Origin of the sequence: Rhodococcus sp. HM1, assembly GCF_023218075.1 — a bacterium.
Lineage (GTDB): Bacteria > Actinomycetota > Actinomycetes > Mycobacteriales > Mycobacteriaceae > Rhodococcus.
Genome location: NZ_JALPTB010000019.1, coordinates 69,028 through 93,369, shown reverse-complemented (window position 1 = coordinate 93,369; position 24,342 = coordinate 69,028). Strand labels below are relative to the sequence as shown.

Below are 24,342 nucleotides of genomic sequence, written 5' to 3'. Positions count from 1 at the left end.
TCAGATCCGCAGCCCGGCGTGGCGGTAGGCGTCGAGGGTCAGCTCCGCGGTGCGGTCCCAGGTCGAGGTCGCGGCGGTGACGACCGCCCGGCTGCGCAGCGCGTGGCGGGTGTCGCGATCGAGGAGAACCTCGCGCAGGCCCCGGACCCACGCGTCCTCGCTGTGTTCGGTGACCAGCACCGCGCCGTCGCGTGCAGCCTGCGGCAACCCGCCGACGGCACTCGCGACGACGGCGCCTCCGCACGCCATCGCCTCGAGCGGTGGCAACCCGAACCCCTCGTACGTGGAGGCGTAGGTGACGGCGGTCGCCGCCGCGTACAGCGCGGGCAGGTCGGTGGTGGCGACGTAGCCGAGACCGTGTGCGCCGGCGGGCTTGCCGGGCCCGGTCGATCCGGAACCGGCGAGCACGAAGGGCACGTCGAGCCGCCGGCACGCGGCGGCGACCAGCGCGACGTCCTTGCGGGGTTCGACGGTGCCGACCTGCAGCACGAACCGCTCGGGCAACCCGAACCGCGTGCGGACCTCGGCGACCTCCGCGGCACCGGGCGGGACCGCCCAGGGCGCGGGCGCGAGGGGAGTGACGTGGGCTTCGCGTCCGCAGTGGGCGCGCAGCCGATCCGCGGTGAACTCGGAGACGGCGACGAGGACGTCGGCGCGACGCATCGCCCGGCGCAGCAGACGCCGCTCCCCGGCGGCGCGTCCGCGGCCGAACGCCCACGGCACGTCGAAGACGGACAGGTCGTGGAACGTCGACACGGTCGGGCCGCGCTGGGCGAGCGGAAGATCGACGTCGAGCGCGTGGAACAAATCGACGTCGCGCAGCGGGACCAGACCCCAGGCGACACGCTGCGCCCCGTCGCACACCGGGCGTTCGACGGGCGTGACCTGCCGGGGCAGCTCGGCGCGGGCATCGCTCTGCACCACCGCCCGCAGGCCGGCCGCCCCGAGCTTCGGGGCGAGCGCGTTCAAGAGCTCGCGAGCGTAGGTCTGGACCCCGCTGCCGCCGGGGCGCAGCGCGAGGGCCCCGAATCCGATCCGGGTTCCGTTCGAGGCGAGAGTTGTTGTGTGAGAGCGCATCCGACGATTCCTAGAAGTAGCCAGAAGTAGACGTCCAGCGGGAAGATTTCGAAATAGGTCGACACGGTCGACGCCACCGCGGCAGCGATCACCGACGCGCTGACGCCCAGTGCCAGCGCCGAGTCCTGGCCGCGCAGCAGTCGCGAGGCCCGCAGCGTCGACACGGCCGCGGACACCAGCAGCAGACCGAAGATCCACAGCCCGACCGGCCCGAGTTCGACCATGAGCTTCATGTAGTAGTTGTCCGGCTGGTACGGGATCCGGCCGAGCGCGATCGCCGCGTCGAGCGACAGCGTCGAATACAGCGGATCGGCGAGTTCGGCGGCCTTGTCCGCGGCGGCCCCGGTGGCACCCAGACCCTGCCCGAAGGGATGCACGAACAAGGACGAGACGGTGTCGGCCCAGCCGTCCCCGCGCTCACCCAGGCTCGACGACGAGAACAACGCGGACGTCACCGAACCCGGCACGAACAGCAGCGCGACCGGAAGCGCGACGGCACCGGCACCGAAGAGCACCAACAACACTCGGTGGCGATGAATCGCCAGCCACAGCAACGCCGCCGCCAACCCGATGTAGGAGGCGCGCACGATCGTCACACCCATGCCGAGCAACATCACCGGCGTCGCCCACAGGAACAGGGAGTTGCGCAGCCGCCGCGGATCCGCGAGCGCGACCGCGCCGCCCACGATGAGGCCGATCATCACGAACAGCCCCAACGCGAACGGTCCGGTGAACGTGCCGAAGCTGCGCAGGATGCCCCCGGTCGTGCGGATGTGCTCGTCGTACGAGTAGCCGAGCGCGACCAGCCGGTCCGCCCCGACGACCTGCTGCGCGAGGCCGACGACCGCGCCGACCGCCGCCGTGCCCATCAGGATCGTGACGAGCCGGTCGCGGTCGCGGGCGTCGAAGGGTGCGCGCCACAGGATGATCGGGATGATCAGGTAGAAGTAGGTGACCTTCAGCGCGGTGACGGCGGCCGGACCGGACACGAGCAGCGCCGACAGTGTTCCGATCGCCACCCACACGACCGCGGCAGGCCACCACGGCATCGACGGCGGCATCGTCCGGTCGCGGTTCGGGGTGACGAACGTGGCGAGCAGCGTCAGGACGAGCACACCCTCCTTCCATCCCGTCAGGGACGGTCCACCGGGCAGGATCGTCAGCAGGCCGTGCAGCGGCGTCAACGCGGCGACGAGCAACAGCCCGTTCTGCGGCCGCCGGTACAGCAGCGCGAACAGCACCGCCGCGGCGGGAATCCCGACGGCGAGCAGACCGATCACCGGAGTGCCTCCGCGGTGCGTCCGGTGTCCGCGGTGCGTTCGGTGTCCACGGGGATCCCGAAGCGGCGCAGCACCGTCTCGGTGGTCACCGTCCGGATCCGCTCGCGCAGGTCGCGGTGGAGCGCGGGATGGTCGCCGAACCCGACGGCGTGGATCTCCGGATCGCCGCCGCGCCGCCGCAGCCGCCGCAGGCCCTCCTCGCCGCGCTGGCCGACGAACCACGCGTGGTCCTCGGCGGACAGGATCACAGTGGTCGGAACCCCCGCCTTGCGCAGCGCCTCGAGCAGCACCTCCGGGACCTGCGTGACGCCGAACCGGCCGAGCAGCCGCCACGCCGGGTACGGCAGGTGCCGCTGCAGCAGCGCCTTGATCCGCGCCCGCGCCGACGCGTCGCCACCGGCCCCGTCGCCCGCGGGCATCCCCGGAGCCAGCTGTTCGCGCAGCGACCGCCGCCGATACACCGACCACAGGATCAGGTCGGTGAGGATCACCGCGCGCGGCCGCACCCGCAACGCGACGGCCGCGGAATACCAGGCGCCGGAACACAACCCGGTCATCACCAGATCGCGCGGGTCGGCGACCGCCGCGCCGGCGGCGTCGCGGGCGTCCCGGTCCGAGTCGTCGGAGTACAGGGCCACGGGATGGTCGGGGTCGACGACGCCGGTGTTGCCCGTGCCGCGCCGGTCGTACCGCACCGACGACACCCCGTCCGCGGCGAGCGACCGCGCGATCTCGACCCACAACCTGCCCGGCCCGACGCGATGCTCGTACGCGGTCGCGTGGAACAGGAGGGTGGGATGCGTCGACCCGTCTCCACCGGTAGCGTGCGTGCGGATCGCGAAGAGTCCGTTCGGCCCCAGTTCCTCGAGGGTCTCGACGACAGGGCGGCCGTCGGGGGCCGACGCGACCTGCGCCCGGTCGCGCACCTTCAGCCGGACCTCGGTGTCGGCGGCGGGGGCACCCGCGGCGATCCAATCCGCGATCTCACGGATGTGCCCGGTGGGCAGCGCGACATGGAAGCTGGCCGGGGTGGTGAACGCCTCGTGGTCGACGAGGGTGACCTCGTCACCGTCGAGGGCGCCGGCGAGCGAGCGCACGGCCGGAGTGTCGGCCACGGCGGTACGAACCGCCAGCAGCGTGCGGACGCCGGCGAGGCGCGCCGGGTCGATCTTCAGCGCGCCGAGCGCGGACACGGCGGCCGGGTCGAGAACACCACCGAGGATCGACACCCGCGGATCGGACGGATCGTCCGCGCCGATGCTCAACGTGTACTGGGCACGCTGCTCACGCAGGTAGCTGCGGCCGGACAGGATCGGGTCCCACAGCACCATCGAGTCGATCGCCTCCGTCGCAGTTGCTGCGGCGGCGATCAACGCCCCGGACCGCAACCCGACGAGGCATATCGACGAGGCACCGGTGGCACGGGCCGACCCGACCGCTTCGACGACACTGCGCAGCCACCCCGTGACCGCGTCCGGGTCGTCCTGTGCACCCGCCGAGTCACCGGCTCCGGCGTAGTCGAACCGTACCGCGAGCAGACCGCGGTCGGCGAGGGACTCGGCGAGGGCCTTGATGCCGCGGTAGGTGTCGACGTGTTCCTTCCCGAGCGGTGGGCACAGCACCACCGCGGCACGTGCACGGCCCGAGTCCGGAACGTGGACGGTCCCCAGCAGAGGCAGATCGTCCGGACCGAACCAGGTCGGATATTGCACGCCCATGGTGATTCTCCAAGTCCTCCGAGGGTGATTCTGGGGGTGAAATCTCCATGCCCGATCGCGGCGTCGGGTCGAATCCTGTTGATCTCACGATGCATTCGATCGGGCCCGGGACCTCCGGCGTTACCGGATCGGGGTTGTCTCGGCCTAAGGTAACCGGCCGTGGCCGTGTCGTCGGCCCCGAAGGGATGTCGTCGGCTCCGAAGGGATTTGCCATGCCTGGAGTTCTGGTACACGAATGGATCGAGCGCGACGGCGGTTCGGAGAAGGTTCTGGACGAGTTCGTTCGCTGCTTCCCCGACGCGGACGTGCTGTGCCTGTGGGACAACGCCGACCGATACCCGGGCCGCACCGTCGTCGAGAGCGCGCTCGCGCGCACCCCGCTGCGGCGGAGCAAGGCCCTGGCGCTGCCGGCCATGCCGTTCGTGTGGCGCGGCCGTCCGGGCGACTACGACTTCGCCCTGGTCAGCTCGCACTGTTTCGCGCACCACGTCTCGTTCCGCACGCCGCCCGCCGAATTCCGCAAGTACGTCTACGTTCACACGCCGGCGCGCTACCTGTGGACCCCGGAACTCGACGAACGTGGCACGTCGCCCGCGGCGCGGCTGGCATCACCGGTCCTCCGTGGGATCGATCGACGCCGTGCCCGTGAAGGTGCGCGTTTCGCGGCGAACAGCGACTTCGTGCGCCGCCGGATCGAGAAGGCGTGGGACGTGGACGCGCGGGTCGTGTTCCCGCCGGTGGACACGCGGCGGATCACCGCCGTCGCGGATTGGCGTACGGAACTCGACGACGAGGAATCGGCGCTGGTGGCGAGCTTGCCGGACTCGTTCGTCCTCGGAGCGTCCCGGTTCGTTCCGTACAAGCGACTGGATTGGGTGATCCGTGCCGCGGAGCGGGCCGGGCTGCCCGCGGTGATCGCCGGATCGGGGCCGGAGGAAGCACGGCTGCGCGAGCTCGCCGAATCGGCGCGGGTTCCGGTACGGGTGCTGCGCCGTCCGTCGGATGCGTTGCTGTACACCCTGTATCAACGGGCGCTCGTGTACGTCTTCCCGGCGATCGAAGACTTCGGGATCATGCCGGTCGAGGCCCGCGCCGCCGGCGCCCGGGTGATCGTGAACAGCCTCGGGGGTGCGTCGGAGTGGTTGACCGAGGGAGTCGACGGCCTGTGCTTCCGCGAGGACCGCTGGGAGGCGGTTGCCGACTGCATTCTGGAGATCGATCGGGTTCCGCGCCCGTCGGCAGGTTCGACCGCGGACCTCTCGTCGGAACGGTTCCGCGCCGAAATCGTTGCATGGGTCGGAAACTGACGACGAACACCCGCCGAATCATCGGTGACGTGGGTCACGATTGTCGATGTTTTTGCACCTTGATTGCACACAGTTGGTGGGGTAGCTTCGTCCCATTGGTGATGGGGTGAGTCCGGGGGTGCGGATTTGTGCAGGTTCTCCTCTTCTGGTGGATCGCACGCACGCCGATGGGTCTGGGGGATGGCAGCCGGGGTATCGGGAGCGTCCGGTTCGAGTGTTGATGCTCGCGCTCGGATGATCCCGGTACCCTTGGCGAGCAAGGAATTTCGACACCACACCTAGTTTTCTCCCGGTCGTTCCGCATCTCCGACGCCCGGTACCGACGGATCTCGATTCTCTATCGCGTCGTAGTTCGACGCCTGCTCCGGCGTGTCCTCGTCCGAATCGGCGGTCGAAAATGCGGGGTGTCAAGGGTGATTCGAGGGTGAATTCACCCGGGGCGCGTGGGGAGCGGATGGGCGTCCTGCATGGGAATAGGGGGTGAAAACCGGGGTGATCGGCAGCGAGAGCGTGTGATCTCCTGCACTGTACGGTTTTTCGTGCACCTCAGCATGCAAGCATTCGTGCCGCGGTGGCTCGGAAGAGCGACCGCCCGCCGCACCGAGGGTGCGGCAACTGTTCTGTTCGATCGCGTCGGGGGCCTGAAGGGGAGTGCGTGGGGGAATAACCGAAGATGGACGTTACGAATGACGCCGGTCCCGGTGAACTGACGGATCCGATCGCGATCCGACCGACCGCGGAGGCATCGGACCCCGGCTGGCGAAGCAACCGGCGCCAGTGGAAGGTGGCCTACGCGAGATGGCTGCGACTGTCCGACGTCGGCGTCGTCATCGCGGTGGTCGCACTGGCGCAATGGATTCGATTCGGGAACTCGGATTTTCGGACGTCGTTCACGGCGTCCGAAGTCCTCGACGAGACCATCCTGTCCGTCGCGGTTGCAGCGATCTGGCTTCTCGCCCTGTCGTTCCACCGCACCCGCGACCAGAACGTGACCGGTAGTGGCCTCGAGGAGTACCGCCTCGTCACCTACGCCACGATGCAGTTCTTCGGTGGTCTCGCAATCCTCGCGCTTCTCGTCGAACTCGACCTGGTACGTGCCTATCTCGCGGTCGCCCTGCCTGTGGGCCTGTTCGGACTGCTGGCCTCCCGTTGGTGGTGGCGGCAGCACCTCGAGCGGCTGCGCGAGCGCGGCCGGTTCCAGAGTTCGGTCCTGGTGGTCGGTTGCGAGCGCGCCGCGCAGGCCATGGTGGAGTCCTTCGACCGTGACGCCGACGCCGGCTACCGCGTCGTCGGTGTGTGCACTCCCGGCTACTCCGGAGAGCACGGCCAGACGGTCACCATCGGGGGCCGCGAGATCCCGCTGCTCGGCGACGAAACCGAAGTCCTCCGCGCGGTCAAACTCACCGGCGCGGACACCGTCGCGGTCGCGGCGAGCGGCCAGTGGGGCAGCGCCGATCTCGGCGACCTCGCGTGGGAACTCGAGCCCTACGGCGTCGACCTTGCGGTCGCGCCGGCGGTGATGGACGTCGCCGCGCCGCGTCTGGCGATCAAGCCTGTCGGCGGTCTTCCCCTGATGCACGTCGAGGAACCGCAGTTCCGTGGTTCCAACCGGGCTGCGAAGACGGTGTTCGACCTCGTGTCCGCGACGATCGCGCTCCTCGTGTTCTCACCGGTCATGCTGGCCGTGGCGGTGGCGATCAAACTCGGCGACGGCGGTCCCGTCTTCTACCGTCAGCAGCGGGTGGGCCTGAACGGAGAGATGTTCGGGATGTGGAAGTTCCGTTCGATGGTGGTCGGCGCGGACCGGCTGCAGGACGAGATCCGCGCGGACGTCGGCCAGGACGACGCGACCTTCTTCAAGTCCTCGGCCGATCCCCGGATCACCCGTGTCGGACGCTTCATCCGCCGTACCAGCCTCGACGAGCTGCCGCAGCTGTTCAACGTCCTCCGGCGCGAGATGAGCATGGTCGGTCCCCGCCCACTGACACCCGGCGAGGGCGGTGACGTGCCGGGCTTCGTCGAACGCCGGATGCTCGTCCGCCCCGGCATCACCGGGTTGTGGCAGGTCTCGGGACGATCCGACCTGTCCGAGACCGACCGGATCCGGCTCGATCTGTTCTACGTGTCGAACTGGTCGATGGTGCAGGATCTGCTGATCGTGGGGAAGACCGTCAAGGCGGTCCTCGCGAGCGACGGCGCGTACTGACCGGCGCCGCAGCCCCCTCCCGTGCGCGATTTCGGTAGCGGCCGCTACCAAAATCGCGCACGGGGCGGGAGGGGCGGCGTCCGTCAGAAGCTCAGCCGGGGACGTTCGTCCGGAACGGGGAGCCCGGTCGTCTCCCAGATGCGAGTCGAGTCGTAGTGGTGGTCGTGCCCGGCCAGATCGATGTTGCGTTCGGACAGTCCGAGTTCGGGTGCGCGTGCGACGGCCTCGTCGAAAGTCAGGCTCGCCTCCGGTAGGGGGAACGCACCGCCGGCCGCGAGTTCGGCCGCGATCTCCCGCACCGGCCGCGGCTCGGGATACGCCGCGTGCAGCACGGTGCCGCCGGGCCGGAGCGGCGGTGCCTGCCGCGCGAGTGCCGCGAGCAGTCGGCCGAGGTCGCCGACGCCGATGAGCGAGAGCACCGACCGGCCCTCGTCGACCCACGCACCGAGACGGGCGAGGATGTACGCCAGGCCGGGGGCGAACCAGCGGTCGCCGGGTCCGTACACGAAACCGACCCGGACCACCGTCCCCCCGTAGTCGAGCACGGCCTTCTCGGCAGCGAGCCGGCTGATACTGAGAACGGATACCGGGTTCGGGTCCAGAGTGCCCTCGACGATCCCGCGGTGCGGTCCGGATCCGTACACGCCGACCGTGCTGACGTAGATCAGCGGCACGCGGCGCTCGCGGGCGGCGGCGACCAGGTGCTCGGTGCCGATCCGGTTGACCGCGTCGGCCTGTTCGGGGTCGCCACCGGTATAGGAGACGGCGTGCACGACCACATCCGCGCTGGTCAACGCGCCCGGCAGGCTCGCCGGATCGGTGAGATCCGCCGCGACGACACGCGGAGCCGACTCGGCAACCGCGTCCGGCCGCCGTGCCACTGCGGTAAAGTCTGCCCCCGCACTGGTCAGGGCCTCGAGTACTGCGCTCCCGATGAATCCGGTCGCGCCGAAGAGTACGATTCGCGGCGCAGGCGGTACCGATCCGGGGGGGTCGGATCGGGCTATGGTGTTCTGTGACCGGTCGGAAGCGGGGTTGTCAGCAAATTCCGTCACTATTCATCTCACTTGTCGGTTAGGGGCAGAGCGAACGTGGTCAGGCAGGCTCGGGCGAAGGCAACCAGACAACAGATCCTGATGGGCGCGGCAAAGGCTTTCGAACAGAAAGGCTTCGAAGGATCGACGCTGGGCACAATCGTCGAGATCGCCGGCACCACCAAGGGCGCCCTCTACTTCCACTTCAAGTCGAAAGAAGAGTTGGCGCAGGCCATCATCGGAGAACAGCACCGCATCTCCATCGCCTCCGTCGACGCGATCGCTGCAACCGGTAGTTCCGCCCTCGAGCAGATGGTCATGCTCAGCTACGAATTCGGGCATCAGATGGTGCACGACCCCATCGTGCGAGCCGGTATCCGGCTGACCCTGGAACTGAGTGCGGTCGCCGGACCGGCAGAGCCGTATCTCGGTTGGATCAGAGCGTACGAGGGACTTTCCGACCGAGCCCGCGCCGAAGGTGACCTTCTCGACACCATCGAGCCCGACGTTCTCGCACGTTTCGGAATCGGTGCGTTCACCGGAGTGCAGCTGGTCTCGAACGTCCTGACCGGGCGGGAGGACCTCGAGCAGCGACTGGACGAGATGTGGTCGCTGATGCTGCCGGGCCTCATGCCGGCCGACCGGCACTGGAAGATCGCAACCATCCGCAACGCACGGTGGTCCGCAGCCGCGTCGTGACGACGATCGTGCCGTCACCGGAAACCGTCCGATAGGAGGCGCACCCGGCCGCTGGCGATGTGCTGTCCCCACTGCTCGACCGAAATGCGAACTGTGTAAGGGTCATCCGGATCGGGCTCGGCGGACACCGTGGCGTTCGCGTCGTTCTCGGCGAATCGGTGGTACGTGACCTCGACGGACTCGATGTCCGCGTGCGGCAGGGCGAGCGCCGCGCGAGCCCCCTGCCGGAAAGCTTCGAGAACGAGCATGCCCGGAATGTGGTCGCTCGGGTGGTCGAAGAGGATGGGATGCTCGTCGTCCACGCGCAGTGTCCACCGGTTCGGGCCGTGCTCCGTTCCGAGGACCACGTCCTCCGAACGGAACTGCCCGACCATCTTGCCGGACATCGGCTCGGGACGGACCGGCGTGCCGATTGCTCGGGGACCCGAACCACCCCAACGAAGTTGGGCGTACGCAGCGGGAGTGAATACACTCGCGGTGCCGAAACCGCGCCCGATTTCGTTGTCGCCGATGCGGCAGACGTAGGTGACCGAGAAGCGCGCGAGCATGTTGCCCCGGTAGAAGTGGTCGCCGACCTGCGCCTCGATCGTCACTTCGGCCGGCCGGTCGTCGATCGACAGAGCGTGTGGTGTGGCGTCCACGCGCAGGGTGTGCATCACGAACGGGTGACCGAGGGGCACTCGATACCTGGTGTGCGCCAGGTAGATCGTCGCTTGGCGCAGGGTTTCGACCATCAGCATCGTGTCGTAGCGACCGTTGTGCGACCGATAGAAGCTGTGCGATCGTGGCCATTGCGCACCGAGGGTGAAGTGATCGACCGTGTCCGTGGCTACGCAGTCGGTGAGGAAGACTTCCGCGACCGACCGGCGGTGCACGAAGCGGCGCGGCACAGTCGACTCGAATCCCAGAACGGGACGTGCCTCGCCCGCATGCGTACCCCCGGCCATCGTCTGGGCCTCCCTTGTTGTCCTGTGAACGAATCTTCGAAGCCGCTCGGCGGCGACTATAGAACAGCCCGCCGAACAGGGGCGTTACGGCTCGCCGACACTTGTGGTGTCCGAAAAGCCCGAAAGATGCCGAAAAAATGTCACATGATGGTAAAAAACCGTTTGACCGGTTTTGTGCTACGGTAGTCCCAGTCGGGGACAGGGTGGCGGGATCCCTCGGCCGGATCGATCAACGATCCGGCCGAGTCGGTCTCGCCGCTCCCGGGCTGTGCCGACCGGGCTTGCGAGGGGTAACCCCGGTCGTCACAGACCGGGGTTCGTCGAACGGGCCCCGGCGACAACGAAAGTGAATGCAACGGAGGTCGAAGTGACATCTGGTCGAATGAGAACCGCGGTCGTCTCCGCGGTCGTCCTCGCGGCCATCACCGCGGCAGCGGCTCCCGCTCATGCGGCCGAGGAGTCTCCTCGGGTGCCGTCCACCGGATCGAGTGTCATTGGGCCCCAGGAGATCTTCGACTGGGTGGTTGCATTCGTGCTGAGTGCGCTCGGCGTCGTGTGAGCACGGCGGTGCCGGAAGACGGGAAAGCCCCGCCGGCAAAAGGGGAGGAGCCGGGCGGGGCTGTGCAGTAACTCCATGTTGTCGGGGAGGACATACGGAGACGCACCCGTCACCTTGCGGCGACGTCCGACAGTTTAGCGGACTCCGACCGGAGGTGCCCGTCGGTGTCACGAACAGGTCCGTAGAACGTGCTGCGGGCCTCCTTTCGCGTGCGTGCACGTGGAAGACCCGACCCTCGGGTCCGGATGCACGCCACCGATCGGAAGTCGTGTCGTGCATCCGGACCCGCTCGTCATGCGGTCCGGACCCGGTCGGCGGAATCCTCGAGCCCGAGACGCTCGGCGAGCCACCGGCGAAGCCCCGGACCGTAGTCGGGGTTGCCCAACGCCGAGTCGACGGACGCCCGCAGGTATCCGCCCGGATTGCCGAGGTCGTGCCGTGTCCCGCGATGGACGACGACGTGGACGGGGTGCCCCTCGTCGATGAGCAGGGCGATGGCGTCGGTGAGCTGGAGTTCACCACCCGCGCCGGGTTCGATGCGGCGAAGAGCATCGAAGACGGCGCGGTCCAGCAGATACCGGCCGGCCGCAGCGAGAGTGGACGGAGCGTCGGCAAGCGCGGGCTTCTCCACCATTCCGAGCACCCGCAGAACATCCGGTTCGGCCACGCCCGGAACCTCTTCGACGTGGAAGACTCCGTACGAACCGACCTGACTCTTCGGAACGTCGATCGCGCACAGCACGCTACCTCCGCGTTCCGCCCGCACCCGGGACATCAGATCGAGAATTCCGCAGGGCTGCACCAGATCGTCGGGTAACAGGACGGCAATGGCATCCTCGTCGTCGTCGAGGGCCTGTTCGGCGCAGCCGACGGCGTGTCCGAGCCCGAGGGGTCGTTCCTGGACCACCGGCTCCACATCGATGAGATTCGGTGCACGCCGGACTTTTTCGAGAAGATGTGACTTTCCGCTCTCCTCCAGTCTGCTCTCGAGTGCGAGATCGTCGACGAAGTGGGACACCACACCGTCCTTGCCGGGAGCGGTGACGATGACGAGCCGGCTCGCGCCGGATCCTGCTGCCTCGGACGCGACGAGCTCGATTCCCGGTGTATCCACCACGGGCAGGAGCTCTTTCGGCACCGTCTTGGTGGCGGGCAGGAAACGAGTGCCCATCCCGGCGGCGGGGACGACGGCGGTCCTGAAGGTGTTGTGGACGTGGGTGTAGTTACTCCCCATGGCATTACCTCATAACTGAACTCGCAGGAACGAGCGACGAACGCCCGATGCCCGGCGCGCTGCGCCGAGCACGAAGTGCACGTCCTCGTGCGGTGATTGGAAAACTCCGGCAGAAGCGACGATCGAACCGGCGATCGTAGGGAGGCATGGAGTCGAATCGGAGTATAGAGAGTCCGGGGCGGTCGCGCGACCTCCGCGTGTCGGGGTCGGTCCTCGACGGCTTCTGTCCGACAGTCACATTCATCTCTCGCCAGATCGGACCACCCGATCCCGGTCCGGTGGAGTAGCCGGCCTCCGGTCCCTTCGACGGGGCCTCCTGCCGGCGCTGCCGTCGTCCACGAAGGTCCGGCCCGGCGGGACGATTTTCGGTCGCGCCGCGGAGAGTGCAGTCGAACTGGTCGAATGTCCAAATCAAGAAGTGTCGTTCGAAATCCATTCCTCCCGTGTGATCTATCTCATAAGCGGCATTCTCCGCCGACGAAAACTACTGGTCGGTAAGCGAACTGCGCAACTGTCCGTCGTCGGCTGACCAGGGCCGACGGCCCCACGCCGCCACCGACTCGCAAATTGGAATCTGCTGCGCAACAAAACGTGAAACGCCGGTCGTGTCGCAAGAGGATGCAATCTGCACACAAATAGTTGAGACTCACTACCTGCGTAAGGCAATTGGTGCCGGTCGTCGATTTCGTGCAATTCCTGGGGAGGAACAGTTGCGCGGAGTCCGGCGGTCGCGCGAGTTGCGTGGGCTCGTGCCCAACCGGCGACGGCTTACCGGTACGGGGAGGACACAAATCAATGACAGTGGTAGAACAACCGCCCGAAGGGCGGACCGGACTGGCTCTCGAGCCTGTCCGGTCGGGCCCTCGTGGCGTGGCGCAGCCGCCGACTCACGCCGCCGGCGCGAGCACGCGACGGGCCTGGCAGCGGATCTATGTACGAAGGCTGATCGTCACCGACAGCCTCGTCGTCGTGCTGGCGGTCACGCTGGCGCACGTCGTTCGCTTCGGTCAGAGCGACATGCTCGTGAATGCGACTGCAGCCGAATGGAATTACGTCGTCATTTCGATCTGCCTCGCAGCGCTGTGGCTCGCGTTCCTCGCTGCGTTCCGGACCCGCTCGCGTCGGGTGATCGGTTCCGGATACGACGAATACCAGCGGATTCTCTCGGCCACGTTCCGGATGTTCGGGCTGGTGGCCATCATCGCGCTCGTGTTCCGGCTCGAGCTCGCTCGTGGATATCTGGCGATCGCGTTCCCGACCGGCCTCGCCGGGCTTCTCGTCGGACGTTGGTTGTGGCGGAAGGTGTTCGCCGCCAAGCGCAATCGGGGTGAGTTCCGGACCTCGGTCCTCGTCGTGGGCGGCGCGCGTTCGGTGCGGTTGATGGTCGAGACGTTCGAACGCAACTCGACGGACGGGTACCACGTCGCCGGTGTCTGCGTGCCCCGGTACTCGGGAATCGCCGGCGATCACATGGAGGTCGCGGGCAAGCGAATTCCCGTCTATGGGGACGAGCACTCGATCGTGGACGCGCTCCGAGCGTCCGGTTCCGACACCGTCGCGGTCGCCGCGACCGAGACACTGGGCCCGGACGGCATTCGCGACCTGCTGTGGGAGATGGATCCGCACGACGCCGACCTGGTGGTCGCCACCGGAGTCGTGGATGTCTCGGCGCCTCGGCTGGAGATGCGCCCGGTCGCCGGACTACCGCTCATCCACGTCGAGAAGCCCAGCTACCACGGTGCGAAGCGCAGCGGAAAGCGCGCGTTCGATCTGGTCTTCGCGTCGACCGCGTTGCTCGTGCTGGCCCCGGTGTTCGCGCTCGTCGCGCTGGCCGTGAAGCTGGACAGCAAGGGACCGGTCTTCTATCGCTCGGAGCGGATCGGGCTCGACGGAAAACCGTTCGGAATGATCAAGTTCCGGTCGATGGTGACCGGAGCCGACCGGCAGGTCGCGGCGTTGATGAAGAACAACGAGGGCGCGGGCCTGCTGTTCAAGATGCGTGAGGACCCGCGGGTCACCCGGGTCGGAAAATTCCTCCGGCGCTACAGCATCGACGAGCTGCCGCAGTTCATCAATGTCGTTCGACGCGAGATGAGTGTCGTGGGTCCGCGTCCGCCCTTGCGGCGAGAGGTCGAGAACTACGACGGTCGCGTCCAGCGCCGGCTTCTCGTGCGGCCGGGCGTCACCGGGTTGTGGCAGGTCAGCGGACGCTCCGACCTGTCGTGGGACGAGTCCGTGCGTCTGGATCTGTCCTACGTCGAGAACTGGTCGATGGTGAGCGATGTCCTGATCATCGCGCGGACCGTCAAGGCGGTCGTCGCGAGCGACGGCGCGTACTAGCCCACCGCATCCCTCGAGAACGAAACAGAAAGAGTCGGGTATCTGCCATGACTTGTCGTATCGCCGTGTTCGGAACCGGCTATCTGGGTGCCACTCACGCCGCGTGCATGGCCGAATTGGGCCACCAGGTACTGGGTGTCGACGTCGACGCCGGTAAGCTCGCGAAGCTCGAAGCCGGTCAGGTTCCGTTCTACGAACCCGGCCTCGAGGAGGTCCTCGCGCGCAACATCGCGGCCGGGCGGCTTCGGTTCACCTCGTCGTACGCCGAGGCCGCGGAGTTCGCCGACGTGCACTTCATCGGTGTCGGAACACCCCAGAAGAAGGGGGAATTCGCGGCCGATCTGACCTATGTCGATTCGGTGATCGAACAGCTGGCGCCGTTGCTCACCGAGCCGGCCGTCATCTTCGGGAAGTCCACGGTGCCGGTCGGCACCGCCGAACGACTGCGAGCGCGGGCACGTCAGCTCGCTCCGGCCGGCGACGATGTCGATCTCGCATGGAACCCGGAGTTCCTGCGGGAAGGCTATGCGGTACAGGACACTCTGCATCCGGACCGCGTGGTCCTGGGCGTCGGCGCTGCGCGTCCCGGGAGGGCGCTCGAGGTCGCCAAGGAGGTGTACGCGCAGCTCCTGGACGAGGACGTCCCGTTCATCGTTACCGACCTGGCGACGGCAGAGCTGGTCAAGACTTCGGCGAATGCGTTTCTGGCGACGAAGATCTCGTTCATCAACGCGATGGCGGAGGTGTGCGAGGCGTCCGGTGCCGACGTCACCGTCCTCGCCGACGCGATCGGGCACGATGCCCGGATCGGGCGCCGATTCCTCAATGCGGGAATCGGTTTCGGTGGAGGATGTCTCCCGAAGGACATTCGAGCCTTCATGGCCCGAGCCGGTGAGCTCGGAGCCGACCAGGCCCTCACGTTCCTGCGCGAGGTCGACAACATCAACATGCGACGCCGCGGTCGCATGGTGGAACTCGCCCGGGAAGCGGCGGGAGGCTCGCTGCTCGGCGCACGGATCTCGGTGCTCGGCGCCGCGTTCAAGCCGGATTCCGACGACGTACGGGATTCGCCCGCCCTCAATGTCGCCGGGCAGATCCAGCTGCAGGGCGCTGCCGTCACCGTGTTCGACCCGCAGGCGATGGACAACTCGCGACGCTTGTTCCCGACCCTGAACTACGCGACGAGCACGATGGAGGCGTGTGCCGGCGCGGACGTGGTGCTGGTTCTCACGGAGTGGAGGGAGTTCCGTGAGCTGAACCCCGACGTGGTCGCGTCCGTGGTGCGCCGAAAGGTCGTTCTGGACGGCCGCAACTGCCTCGACGTCGACAGGTGGCGTCGTGCGGGGTGGCAGTACCGCGGACTCGGCCGGGCCGTCTCGGAAGCCGTCGTCGGCTGACCGTCACCGCGATCCGAAGGAAGGAAGGAAGGAAGTCCCGTGCGTCTGAGCCGTCGGCAGGCCATCTCCGGTACAGCGCTGACCGCTGCTGTAGCCGCGATCGCGACTGTCCCGACATGCTCTCGTACATTCCGGGACGGCGACGCCGCCGTCGTGCGCCCGCTGCCGGTCGAACCGGACGACATCGCCGAACTCGGTATCGCCGGGGACGGAGAGACCGACGACACCGATGCCATCAACGAGGCGCTGCACTCGACGAGTTCGCTGGTCCTTCCCGCGGGGCGGTTCCGGGTGGCGGGGACCGTCGTGGTGCCTGCCGGGCGGCAACTTGCCGGAAGCTGGTCGTTCGCCTACACCGGGGTGCCGCAGGAGGGAACCCGTCTCATCGCCACCGGGGACGGACGCACCGATCCCGTGGTGCGGCTCCGGGAGGGTGCCGGCCTGCTGTCCCTCGCGGTCCGCGGGACCGAGCACGAACCCCGGCACGAGGGCGTCGTGCTGGAGGGCAGGAACCTCGTCCGCGACGTCAACATCCTGCACTGCCGTACCGGGATCGACTGCGGCTATTCCGGGGTCAACCGGATCGAGTGCTGCAACGTCCACGACAACGCGGAATACGGGATCGCCAGGTGCGTCGATTCGATCGTCTCGCTCAACTACGTCAACGTGAACGGCACCGGCGGAATCCACCTGCCGCCGGGAGCGAACGACAACATCGTCACGCAGAACAAGGTGGAGTGGAATCTGGGCTACGGCATCCACGCGGAAGGTGCCAAGCACAACATTCTGTCCGGCAACAACATCGATCGGAACGGCCGATCCGGGATCCGGCTGTCCGGTTGCGAGCGGACGGTCGTGACCGCGAACGTTCTGCGGCGCAACGGCGCACGCTCGGAGGGGATCGCCGGCGACGACACGCACATCCACTCCACCGGCGGCACCGCAACATTGGTTCTGGGCAACGTGACACACTCGGGCCCGAACGACGACGGCCAGGGATACGACTCTCCCGCTGCGTGCCTCGTCGCGGATCCGGAATCGACCGGCATCGTCGTCGGCAACGACCTGACCGGTCACACCGGTCCGGGCGGCGACGGCACACAGGCCTCCGGCTCCGGTGTGCAACTGGCGGCGAACCTGGGGAAGTCGACACGTGCCGGATTCGTGAGCGGTGCCGGTTCCGGCCCGCGCAAGGTGACTCTGGCCGCGGGACAGGAAGCGGCGGAGACGTTCACGAACCTCCCGTTGGACAAGTTCGCCATCGGTCGCGTGCACTCGGTGTCCTTGCTGGCGCGAAATCCGCAGGACGGATCCCGGGGTGCCGCAACGGCCGTTGTGCTCGTCGCGCGGGAGAAGGGCGATGCGGTCGTCATCACGGACGGTGTGGAGAACACGGTCGGTGACTGCTTCGGCGACCGTGCCGGCGCCATCGCTGTGGCGTTCCGGACCGACGCCGCCGGTGCCGAGCTGACCGTGGTACTCGCGAACACCGGGCCGGACGAGATGCAGCTCCACATCGGCGTCGGTTCGTGAGTGGCGGCGACATGGACCGGATCCGGAACGACAGCGACGAACGGAAGGCAGCCGCAATGACCACGACGATCGGTCGTCGCGACGACCTCCGGCGCGGTGCGGCCCCGCGCTCACGCGAGGCCGCAGCCCCATTCGTGTCGCTCCATCGTGCGCGTGTCGGCGGCGCGGCCGACGCCGGCGTGCCGACGAACCTCGCCTATCTGCTGTTCGTGACGCTGGCGGCCTTCGCCGTCTACGCGGTACCCCTGTCCTTCGTCGGCCAGTTCCGCCCGACGGCATTGATGGGCCTCGCGGTGGGCTGTGTCGTCGTGGCGACCGTGCTGACGATGGCTGTCGGGGCGGAGCTGTTCGTCGTCTTCTGGCTCGCACTCGCGTTCTTCCAGAACTTCGCGGTCGGCATGTTCGTGCCCGGGCACATCGACCTCGTGCCGGTCTACATCAGCGAGAGCAAGACGGTCGCGATCGTCACTGCCATCGCGCTGATGTTCCCCACCGCGATGACGAACCTGAAGACCTACCGGCGGCCCGTGATCTGGTACGGCCTCTTCGCGCTGGTGGTGGTCGCGCACGTGACGTCCCTCGGCGGTGCCACCCTGCCGTATCTGCGGAACTTTCTCATTCCGCTCGCCACGGTGCTGCTGATCGTGGCGATGACCGCGCAGTGGAGCGACGAACGCCGATCCGCTCTGCTCGGTGCCGTCGTTCGGTACAGCACCGCGGTGCTGGCGATCGGAACGCTCGCGGAGACCCTCGTCGGATCGACCGTCTGGCGGTCGATCGTCAACGTGGACAAGAACGGCGCACTCAACTCGCTGTCGTCGGTGACGTCGTTCCTCGGCCTGCAGTTCGACCGCACCGGCGGGTTCGTCGTCGAGCCGACGAATGCCGGATACATCGCGGCCGCGGTCGTCATCATCGCCGCGCTCGTCGCGATCCAGGGACCCCGGTCCGTACGAGCCGGCATGTACGTGTGCATCGCCCTGTGCGTGTGGGTCTTGATCTCGAGCGGGGCCAAGAGCGGGTTCCTCATGCTCCTGATCGCATCGATCAGCGGGATCGCGTACGCGCGGTCCAAGCGCGTGTGGGGCGGTCTGCTCGCCGGATGGTCGATCTCCGTGCTCCTCGTCCTGGCCTACGTCGCGGCAGCGAAGGGACCCGGTAAGGCGTTGTCCGTCTTCGCCGACCCGCTCGGCATCATCGGCGGCGACAGCACTACCTACCACCTCGCCGGATTCGTCGCGGGCATGAAGCACGCGCTGACCGAATTCGCCGGCGCGGGTGTCGGTAACGGGGGAAACTTCGCGCGGATCGCCGGCGCACCGGTCTCCAGGTGGATCCTCACCGGTGGCGAAAGCAGTTGGGGCGTACTCGCTTACCAGACCGGGATCCTCGGGATCGCGCTGTTCGCCGCGACAGTGGCGAGTCTGTGCAAGTACTTGGGCAAGCGTTCGGCGGTGCTGCTCTCGGCATGGACGAGCGCGGCGATGTTCGCCGAGGCGCTCTTCGGACCTCAGACCGCGGGGCTCGTCGTCGTCGCCGCCGCGCTGTTCATGACAGCGGACGCCGCCCGTCCCGGCGACGGCGCGGCACCCGCGGATACCCACCACGACCGTCGCACGACCGAAACGGGGACGAACAATGACTGATTCACCGGAAGTTCGTATCGATCTGCTCGGGATCAGGCTGCATCCGATGAACGCCGCCGAGGTCGCGGATCTGATCGGATCGGCGAGCCGGGCGGGTGAGCCGCTGTGGATCGCCAACTACAACCTCCATGCGCTGTATCTGCATCTCAAGGACTCTCGGTTCCGCGAGGCGTATCGGAAGGCCGGCGTCTTCCTGGTGGACGGCTGGCCGATCCTGCAGCTGGCACGGATCGCCTCACGACGGAAACTCGGGGGTGACCGCCGCGTCGGCAGCTCCGACTGGCTCGACGTCCTGCTGGAGTCGGGGGAGCGCCGCACCATCGTGTCGATCGGTGCGTCACCGGAATCCGCCCGGTTCGCCGCCGAACGGGTCGAGGCGAACCACCCGAACGTGGTGTGGATGGGATTCGACGGATACCGGCTCGAGCCGCAGAGCTCGATGGCGACGGGACTGACCTGGCAGGAGGCGGTCCGCAAGGCCGACGTCGTGCTGGTCGGCCGCGGTATGCCCACCCAGGAGTACTGGATCGCCGAGAACATCGGAAACGACGAGTTCGCCGGCAAGGTCGTCGCGAACGTCGGCGGATGCATCGACTACCTTTCCGGGGCACAGGATCTCGCGCCGCGCTGGACGGGACGCTGCGGAGTGGAATGGCTGTATCGGCTCGCGCGATCACCGCGACGCCTCGCGTTCCGCTATCTCGTCGAACCCGTGCTTCTGATGGTCCTCGTCGTGAACGTGCTCGCGACGGGCGAACGGCATCGCGTGGCCGGAGGAGAGAAGGAGAAGTCGTGAACATGCCTGTCTCGGTGGTGATACCGACCATCGGCCGGGAGTCCGTCGTCCGCGCCGTGGAGAGCGCTCTCGCGCAGACCGCGCCCGTCACCGTCACGGTGGTCGTCGACGACCCGTCGGCGTTGGACACCGTCACGGAACGGGTCGGCGCCAGGGGTGTCACGGTGATCGGAACTCCCGGGCGCATCGGCGGATCGGCCGCGCGCAATCTCGGCGCCGATGCCTCTCGGGGCGAGTACATCGCCTACCTGGACGACGATGACTGGTGGGAGCCGGAGAAGATCGAGAAGCAGTTGACGGCAGCACGGAGCCGCGCCGCCGGAGGCCGCGTACTCGTCGCCACCGGTATGTATTTCCACCGTGCCGGTTCGGTCACCGAAATTCCGTCGCGCCCGTACGAGGGGCGAGGTGACGTCGCGTCGTATCTGGTGACCCGGCCGCGCCTTCGGTTCGGCACCCACGCGCTCCAGACGAGCGGTCTGCTGATCTCCCGGGAACTGCACGAGCGCGTGCGATGGGACGACTCGCTGCCCAAGCATCAGGACTGGGACTACATCGCCCGCGCGATGCAGATACCCGGATGCGAATTCGTCTGGGTACCGGAAGCGCTCGTCCATGTCCAGCAGGACAGTCGCGGGTCGATCTCGAAGAAGGCCGACCACCGTGCCTCGCTCCGCTGGCTCGACGTGCACGGTCCCGGAATGTCCGGTCGTGCCCGGGCCGACTTCGCGTGCACCCACGTACTGCGTGCTGCGCTGGCCGAACGATCACTCCGCGGTGTGGGCCGCAGCCTGTCCGTGATCGCACGATCCGGCGCGCCGCACGGCGCAGCCGTGATCGTGGGTCTGTCCGGTGTGCGCTGAACGGCATCCGACGAGATGAACACCGTCGACGCGGAGGCAGCGAACCCCGCCACGAAGATGCGCAGAATCCGTGATCGCTTGCGGGACGGCGCTGCCTCCAACGGAATCTGGGCCTCGTTGCAGCAGGTGTGCAACCTGCTGTTCGTCGGATTGCTGAGTGTGATCCTGGCCCGGACACTGCCGGTCGAGGACTTCGGCGTCTACAGCTACGCCATGTCCCTGGCCGGTCTCGGCATCGCGATCGGACTCGCGGGCCTGTACGGCCTGGCGATCAAGAGGTACAGCGAAAGCCGGGAGCCCGGAACCGTCACGTGCTCGATCATCATCGTGCGCGAGGCCACGGTGGCGTTCTATTTCGTTGCCCTGCTGGGCTTCATGGGCAGCACCGCAACGAGTGTCGACGAGTTCCTTCTCGTCGCGCTGGCGGCGGTGGCGGTGTTCGGTCGTGTGCTCGATGCGCCCGAACTCTGGTACCAGGCCCGGCTGAACGCACGGAAACCGGCCCTCGCCAAGATCATCGTGGGAGCAGTCTTCTTCGCCGCGAAATGTACTGCGCTGTGGCTCGGATCCGGTGTCACCGTGATCGTGGCACTGTACGTGGCCGAACTGTTCGCCGGCAGCGTCGCCGTTCTGGTCTGCTATCGCCGGGATGTGACCAGCGGGCGAGCGTTCGCAGTGCCCGGTGCCCGCGACGTGGTGGACCTGTGGAAGCGGTCCTCTCCGCTGCTGATCTCCGGTATCGCCCAGCAGGTGAACCTGCGGGCGTCCCTGATCGTCGTCCAGATCCTCGTCGGCGCGACCGGTGTGGCGATGTTCGCGGTGTCGCAGCGTGTGATGGACGTGTGCCTGGCCCTGCCCATGGCCTATATGACCGCGACCTTCCCGGCCCTGCTCGAAGCGCGCCGGAAGGATCGTGACAGTGGTGGCGGTTCCGCATACCGGGACAGGCTGCAGCGCTCGTTCGACGGCGCGCTGTGGGCGGGCATCGCCATCGCCGTGCTCCTGTACGTCCTCGCGGACGTCGTCGTCGTGACCGCGTTCGGCGCCGAGTACGAGGATGCGGCGGCATTGCTGAGGATCCAGGCGCTGGCTGTGCCGTTCATGTTCATGTCCTCGGTGCTGAGTAAGTGGATCATCGCGGAGGGGAACCTCTGGATCTCGGTGGGGAGGCACTGGCTCGGGGCGGTGGCGACCGTCGCGTTGTGCCTGCTGCTCGTTCCGAAGTGGGGGGCCGTCGGTGCTGCCTGGGCGAGTACCGCGTCCTACGTGATGTCCGTGTACCTGTTCACCTTCCTGTCCCGATCGACCTGGCCGGTGGCGGTCCAGATGTCCCGCGCCTGGGTGGCACCGGTCAGCCGCATCCTCGCCCGTGCCGGTTCGCAGAGAGTGGAGTCTTGAAATGTTCGATCGATCGGTGACCGTGTTCCGCTCGCTCCGGCGTACCGTTGCCCAGCGCTTCTTTCTCGCGGTGGCACTGGCGGACTTCTTCGGACGACGCGCCTTCGCGCGCGAGATCGTGGCGGTCTACGCCGGGATGCGCAAGCACCACAGCGCACGTCGCTCCGGTCGCGAGGTCTACTACGTCCGACGGCACATTCACATGCTCGAGAAGGGCATCTCGATGATTCCGCGGCGGGAGACCTTCGCGGCCGGATACATTGAGGATCTCGTCGCCGCGGTGGAAGCGTGCACGGCGGCCGATTTGCTCGACACCGTGACCTGCGCGTGGGTGGCGGACACGCTCGACGCGTACTTCGCCGCGACGGAGGAGAGTCCGTCACCCGAGATACGCCGCGCACGCGAGACGTACAAGCAACTGAACGTGGGCCCGCGCTCCCGGAACTACGCCGGCCCCGTGCCGGTCCTGGATGCCGAACGCGCCGGTTCCGAGCGGCTGCCGACCTACGACGAACTGCTCTCGCTCGCACATGCCCGCCAGTCGGTGCGATGGTTCGACTCGGAGACCGTGGATCGTTCCCTCGTCGATCGGGCGATCACCCTGGGCATGCAGGCACCGTCCGCGTGCAACCGCCTGCCTTACCGATTCGTCGTGGTGGACGACCGCGACACGGTCCGCAGGATCGCGGAGATTCCCGGCGGTACAGCCGGATACGCACAGAACCTCGTCGGGCTGGTGGTCGTGGTCGGTGACCTGTCGGCGTACGCCCACACCCGGGACCGTCACCTGATCTACGTCGACTCCGCGCTGGCGTCCATGGGCTTCCTCATGGCGATGCAGGCGCAGGGTGTCTCGACCTGCTGCATCAACTGGCCGGACTCGGCGGATGCGGACGCGCGCATCGCACGGATCCTGGGCCTGCAGCGCTACGAGCGGACCGTGATGCTGATCGCCTACGGCCGCGCCCTCCCGAACACCGTTGTACCCGGTTCCGGCAAGCGGGACCTGGACTCGATCCGACAGTACGTGGGCAACGTCGAAGGAGATCCGCGATGAGCAAGCGACGCAAGAACATCCTGATCACGGGCGGCAATTTCACCAATCAGGGTGCCTACCTGATGCTCTGCGCCGCCGCCGAGCAGATTCGGTCGAGGTGGGGTGCCCAGCCCGTCATCGCGATGCAGACGGGATCCGAACGTGCGAAGCGATGGGTGGGGCTCGATTCACTGCTCGAGTTCCCCAAGCTGCGGATTCGCGTGTGGGGAGGAAACCCCGAACGTCTGAGCGGACTGCGGCACCGGATGCCGTTCGTGGTCGGGTCGGAAATCGACGCGGTGTTCGACGTGTCCGGTTTCGTGTTCAGCGACGAGTGGGCCCACCTCGATCTGCGGCGCCGGGCCGACGATCTGATCCGATGGTCCGACCGAGGTGTCCCGGTCGTACTGCTGCCGCAGGCGTTCGGCCCGCTCGAGCAGGTGACCGAGCCCGTCGCCGACCTGTTGGATTCCTGCGAACTCGTCTACGCGCGGGACCCGGACTCCGCCCGGTTCCTGAAGGGAGCCGCTCGATCCCGGTCTGCCTACGAGAAGATCGCGGTGGCAACGGACTTCACGACCGCGCTCGCACCGGAGGAGCCGCGTGGTCTCTCGCATCTGCGCGGGATGGTGCCGATCGTTCCCAACTGGAACATCGCGAAACGGGCGGCTGCGCGCGGTGGCTCGAAGGACGACTACATGCGCAATCTCCAGGAGATCGTCCGGGTGCTTCGTGCGCACGACTACGAGGTGTACGGGCTGTGCCACGAGGGCGGCGGCGACGCCGACCTGCTGCACACGCTCGCCGGGACGTGCGGAGGGATGCCGGTGATCGAGGGTCTGGACGGCCGGCAGTCGAAATGGCTTCTGGGGCAGGCGCCGTTCATCGTCTCCGGACGATTCCACGCCCTCGTCAGTGCTTTGAGCCAAGGAGTTCCCGGGCTCGTCCACGGGTGGAGCCACAAGTACAAGTGGCTCTCGGAGGAATACGATGTCTCCGGGCTGGTGATGGATCCGTACGAGAACCCGAACTCGGTCGACACCTTCCTGAGCCGGCGGCTCGAGGAGATCCAGCGCATCAGGGAATCTGTGTCGGAGCTCGCAATCATGAAAAAGGCGGAGACCGAACAGATGTGGGACGATATCGAAAAGCGCATCGAACTCTGAGTGCGGCGGAGGGCAGACCGTCCGCGCTCTGCGACCGGCCGTGGACGCACCCGGCCGGGCGCGCCGAGTGTGCCCCGTCTCTTGCCGAGGCCGGGGCACACTCGGA

The 24,342-nt window shown here is 67.6% G+C and carries 19 protein-coding genes; 13 read left to right on the top strand and 6 right to left on the bottom strand.

Features of this window, described 5'->3' with window-relative positions; all coding sequences use genetic code 11:
• Genes M1M07_RS12520 through M1M07_RS12510 form a run of 3 tightly spaced genes read right to left on the bottom strand, consistent with a single transcriptional unit; the run spans position 1 to position 4,075 of the window.
• Positions 1-1,077 carry a glycosyltransferase family 1 protein gene (locus M1M07_RS12520; RefSeq protein WP_248674363.1) on the bottom strand — a complete coding sequence of 359 codons (1,077 nt, stop codon included), beginning with the start codon at positions 1,075-1,077 and terminating at the stop codon, positions 1-3.
• Complete coding sequence (locus M1M07_RS12515) at positions 966-2,357, bottom strand: O-antigen ligase domain-containing protein (RefSeq protein ID WP_248674362.1); 1,392 nt, start codon at positions 2,355-2,357, stop codon at positions 966-968. The genes M1M07_RS12520 and M1M07_RS12515 overlap by 112 nt, the downstream gene beginning before the upstream one ends.
• Complete coding sequence (locus tag M1M07_RS12510) at positions 2,354-4,075, bottom strand: alpha/beta hydrolase (RefSeq protein ID WP_248674361.1); 1,722 nt, start codon at positions 4,073-4,075, stop codon at positions 2,354-2,356. The genes M1M07_RS12515 and M1M07_RS12510 overlap by 4 nt, the downstream gene beginning before the upstream one ends.
• 212 nt (positions 4,076-4,287) lie before the next feature.
• Between M1M07_RS12510 and M1M07_RS12505 the strand changes: the two genes are divergently transcribed.
• Complete coding sequence (locus M1M07_RS12505) at positions 4,288-5,382, top strand: glycosyltransferase (protein WP_248674360.1); 1,095 nt, start codon at positions 4,288-4,290, stop codon at positions 5,380-5,382.
• A 673-nt stretch (positions 5,383-6,055) separates the two neighbouring features.
• Complete coding sequence (locus tag M1M07_RS12500; RefSeq protein ID WP_248674359.1) at positions 6,056-7,588, top strand: sugar transferase; 1,533 nt, start codon at positions 6,056-6,058, stop codon at positions 7,586-7,588.
• 83 nt (positions 7,589-7,671) lie between these two features.
• Here M1M07_RS12500 and M1M07_RS12495 read toward each other — a convergent pair whose 3' ends face one another.
• Positions 7,672-8,550, bottom strand: a complete 879-nt coding sequence (locus tag M1M07_RS12495) for an NAD(P)-dependent oxidoreductase (RefSeq protein WP_308200797.1) — start codon at positions 8,548-8,550, stop codon at positions 7,672-7,674.
• A 129-nt stretch (positions 8,551-8,679) separates the two neighbouring features.
• Here M1M07_RS12495 and M1M07_RS12490 point away from each other — a divergent pair, with 129 nt between their 5' ends.
• A complete protein-coding gene (locus M1M07_RS12490; RefSeq protein ID WP_248674358.1) occupies positions 8,680-9,321 on the top strand; it encodes a ScbR family autoregulator-binding transcription factor in 642 nt (213 codons plus the stop codon).
• 14 nt (positions 9,322-9,335) lie between these two features.
• Here M1M07_RS12490 and M1M07_RS12485 read toward each other — a convergent pair whose 3' ends face one another.
• Positions 9,336-10,268, bottom strand: a complete 933-nt coding sequence (locus M1M07_RS12485; protein ID WP_248674357.1) for a ScbA/BarX family gamma-butyrolactone biosynthesis protein — start codon at positions 10,266-10,268, stop codon at positions 9,336-9,338.
• Positions 10,269-10,650: 382 nt separating this feature from the next.
• Here M1M07_RS12485 and M1M07_RS12480 point away from each other — a divergent pair, with 382 nt between their 5' ends.
• Positions 10,651-10,827 (top strand): hypothetical protein, encoded by a 177-nt coding sequence (locus M1M07_RS12480; RefSeq protein WP_248674356.1) that lies wholly within the window; start codon positions 10,651-10,653, stop codon positions 10,825-10,827.
• 292 nt (positions 10,828-11,119) lie between these two features.
• Here the strand turns inward: M1M07_RS12480 and M1M07_RS12475 are convergent, their stop codons facing one another.
• On the bottom strand, positions 11,120-12,061 hold the full coding sequence (locus M1M07_RS12475; protein WP_248674355.1) for a UTP--glucose-1-phosphate uridylyltransferase: 942 nt from the start codon (positions 12,059-12,061) through the stop codon (positions 11,120-11,122).
• 870 nt (positions 12,062-12,931) lie between these two features.
• Between M1M07_RS12475 and M1M07_RS12470 the strand changes: the two genes are divergently transcribed.
• From M1M07_RS12470 to M1M07_RS12430, 9 genes are read left to right on the top strand one after another with little or no spacing between them, the layout of a single operon-like run.
• Positions 12,932-14,401 (top strand): sugar transferase, encoded by a 1,470-nt coding sequence (locus M1M07_RS12470; RefSeq protein WP_248674354.1) that lies wholly within the window; start codon positions 12,932-12,934, stop codon positions 14,399-14,401.
• Between the two features lie 47 nt (positions 14,402-14,448).
• A complete protein-coding gene (locus M1M07_RS12465) occupies positions 14,449-15,798 on the top strand; it encodes a UDP-glucose/GDP-mannose dehydrogenase family protein (RefSeq protein ID WP_248674353.1) in 1,350 nt (449 codons plus the stop codon).
• A gap of 39 nt (positions 15,799-15,837) precedes the next feature.
• Positions 15,838-17,331, top strand: a complete 1,494-nt coding sequence (locus tag M1M07_RS12460; RefSeq protein WP_248674352.1) for a right-handed parallel beta-helix repeat-containing protein — start codon at positions 15,838-15,840, stop codon at positions 17,329-17,331.
• Between the two features lie 56 nt (positions 17,332-17,387).
• On the top strand, positions 17,388-18,977 hold the full coding sequence (locus M1M07_RS12455; RefSeq protein WP_248674351.1) for a hypothetical protein: 1,590 nt from the start codon (positions 17,388-17,390) through the stop codon (positions 18,975-18,977).
• On the top strand, positions 18,970-19,773 hold the full coding sequence (locus M1M07_RS12450; protein ID WP_248674350.1) for a WecB/TagA/CpsF family glycosyltransferase: 804 nt from the start codon (positions 18,970-18,972) through the stop codon (positions 19,771-19,773). The genes M1M07_RS12455 and M1M07_RS12450 overlap by 8 nt, the downstream gene beginning before the upstream one ends.
• Before the next feature lie 2 nt (positions 19,774-19,775).
• On the top strand, positions 19,776-20,636 hold the full coding sequence (locus tag M1M07_RS12445; RefSeq protein ID WP_248674372.1) for a glycosyltransferase: 861 nt from the start codon (positions 19,776-19,778) through the stop codon (positions 20,634-20,636).
• Between the two features lie 15 nt (positions 20,637-20,651).
• A complete protein-coding gene (locus M1M07_RS12440; protein ID WP_248674349.1) occupies positions 20,652-22,034 on the top strand; it encodes a flippase in 1,383 nt (460 codons plus the stop codon).
• Position 22,035: 1 nt separating this feature from the next.
• Positions 22,036-23,091: a nitroreductase family protein gene (locus M1M07_RS12435; protein WP_248674348.1), complete on the top strand. Its 1,056-nt coding sequence runs from the start codon at positions 22,036-22,038 to the stop codon at positions 23,089-23,091.
• The gene (locus tag M1M07_RS12430) at positions 23,088-24,236 is read left to right on the top strand and encodes a polysaccharide pyruvyl transferase family protein (protein WP_248674347.1); all 1,149 of its coding nucleotides are present in this window, start codon (positions 23,088-23,090) and stop codon (positions 24,234-24,236) included. Before M1M07_RS12435 ends, M1M07_RS12430 begins: the two co-directional genes overlap by 4 nt.
• Positions 24,237-24,342 lie beyond the last annotated feature (106 nt).

What these genes read in the sequence shown, in the direction of transcription:
- M1M07_RS12475 (WP_248674355.1), bottom strand. Translation starts at nt 12,061, where the DNA reads ATGGGGAGTAACTACACCCACGTCCACAACACCTTCAGGACCGCCGTC.
- M1M07_RS12430 (WP_248674347.1), top strand. Translation starts at nt 23,088, where the DNA reads ATGAGCAAGCGACGCAAGAACATCCTGATCACGGGCGGCAATTTCACC.
- M1M07_RS12450 (WP_248674350.1), top strand. Translation starts at nt 18,970, where the DNA reads ATGACTGATTCACCGGAAGTTCGTATCGATCTGCTCGGGATCAGGCTG.
- M1M07_RS12445 (WP_248674372.1), top strand. Translation starts at nt 19,776, where the DNA reads ATGCCTGTCTCGGTGGTGATACCGACCATCGGCCGGGAGTCCGTCGTC.
- M1M07_RS12500 (WP_248674359.1), top strand. Translation starts at nt 6,056, where the DNA reads ATGGACGTTACGAATGACGCCGGTCCCGGTGAACTGACGGATCCGATC.
- M1M07_RS12455 (WP_248674351.1), top strand. Translation starts at nt 17,388, where the DNA reads ATGACCACGACGATCGGTCGTCGCGACGACCTCCGGCGCGGTGCGGCC.
- M1M07_RS12480 (WP_248674356.1), top strand. Translation starts at nt 10,651, where the DNA reads ATGAGAACCGCGGTCGTCTCCGCGGTCGTCCTCGCGGCCATCACCGCG.
- M1M07_RS12485 (WP_248674357.1), bottom strand. Translation starts at nt 10,268, where the DNA reads ATGGCCGGGGGTACGCATGCGGGCGAGGCACGTCCCGTTCTGGGATTC.
- M1M07_RS12435 (WP_248674348.1), top strand. Translation starts at nt 22,036, where the DNA reads ATGTTCGATCGATCGGTGACCGTGTTCCGCTCGCTCCGGCGTACCGTT.
- M1M07_RS12465 (WP_248674353.1), top strand. Translation starts at nt 14,449, where the DNA reads ATGACTTGTCGTATCGCCGTGTTCGGAACCGGCTATCTGGGTGCCACT.
- M1M07_RS12520 (WP_248674363.1), bottom strand. Translation starts at nt 1,077, where the DNA reads ATGCGCTCTCACACAACAACTCTCGCCTCGAACGGAACCCGGATCGGA.
- M1M07_RS12505 (WP_248674360.1), top strand. Translation starts at nt 4,288, where the DNA reads ATGCCTGGAGTTCTGGTACACGAATGGATCGAGCGCGACGGCGGTTCG.
- M1M07_RS12510 (WP_248674361.1), bottom strand. Translation starts at nt 4,075, where the DNA reads ATGGGCGTGCAATATCCGACCTGGTTCGGTCCGGACGATCTGCCTCTG.
- M1M07_RS12440 (WP_248674349.1), top strand. Translation starts at nt 20,652, where the DNA reads ATGAACACCGTCGACGCGGAGGCAGCGAACCCCGCCACGAAGATGCGC.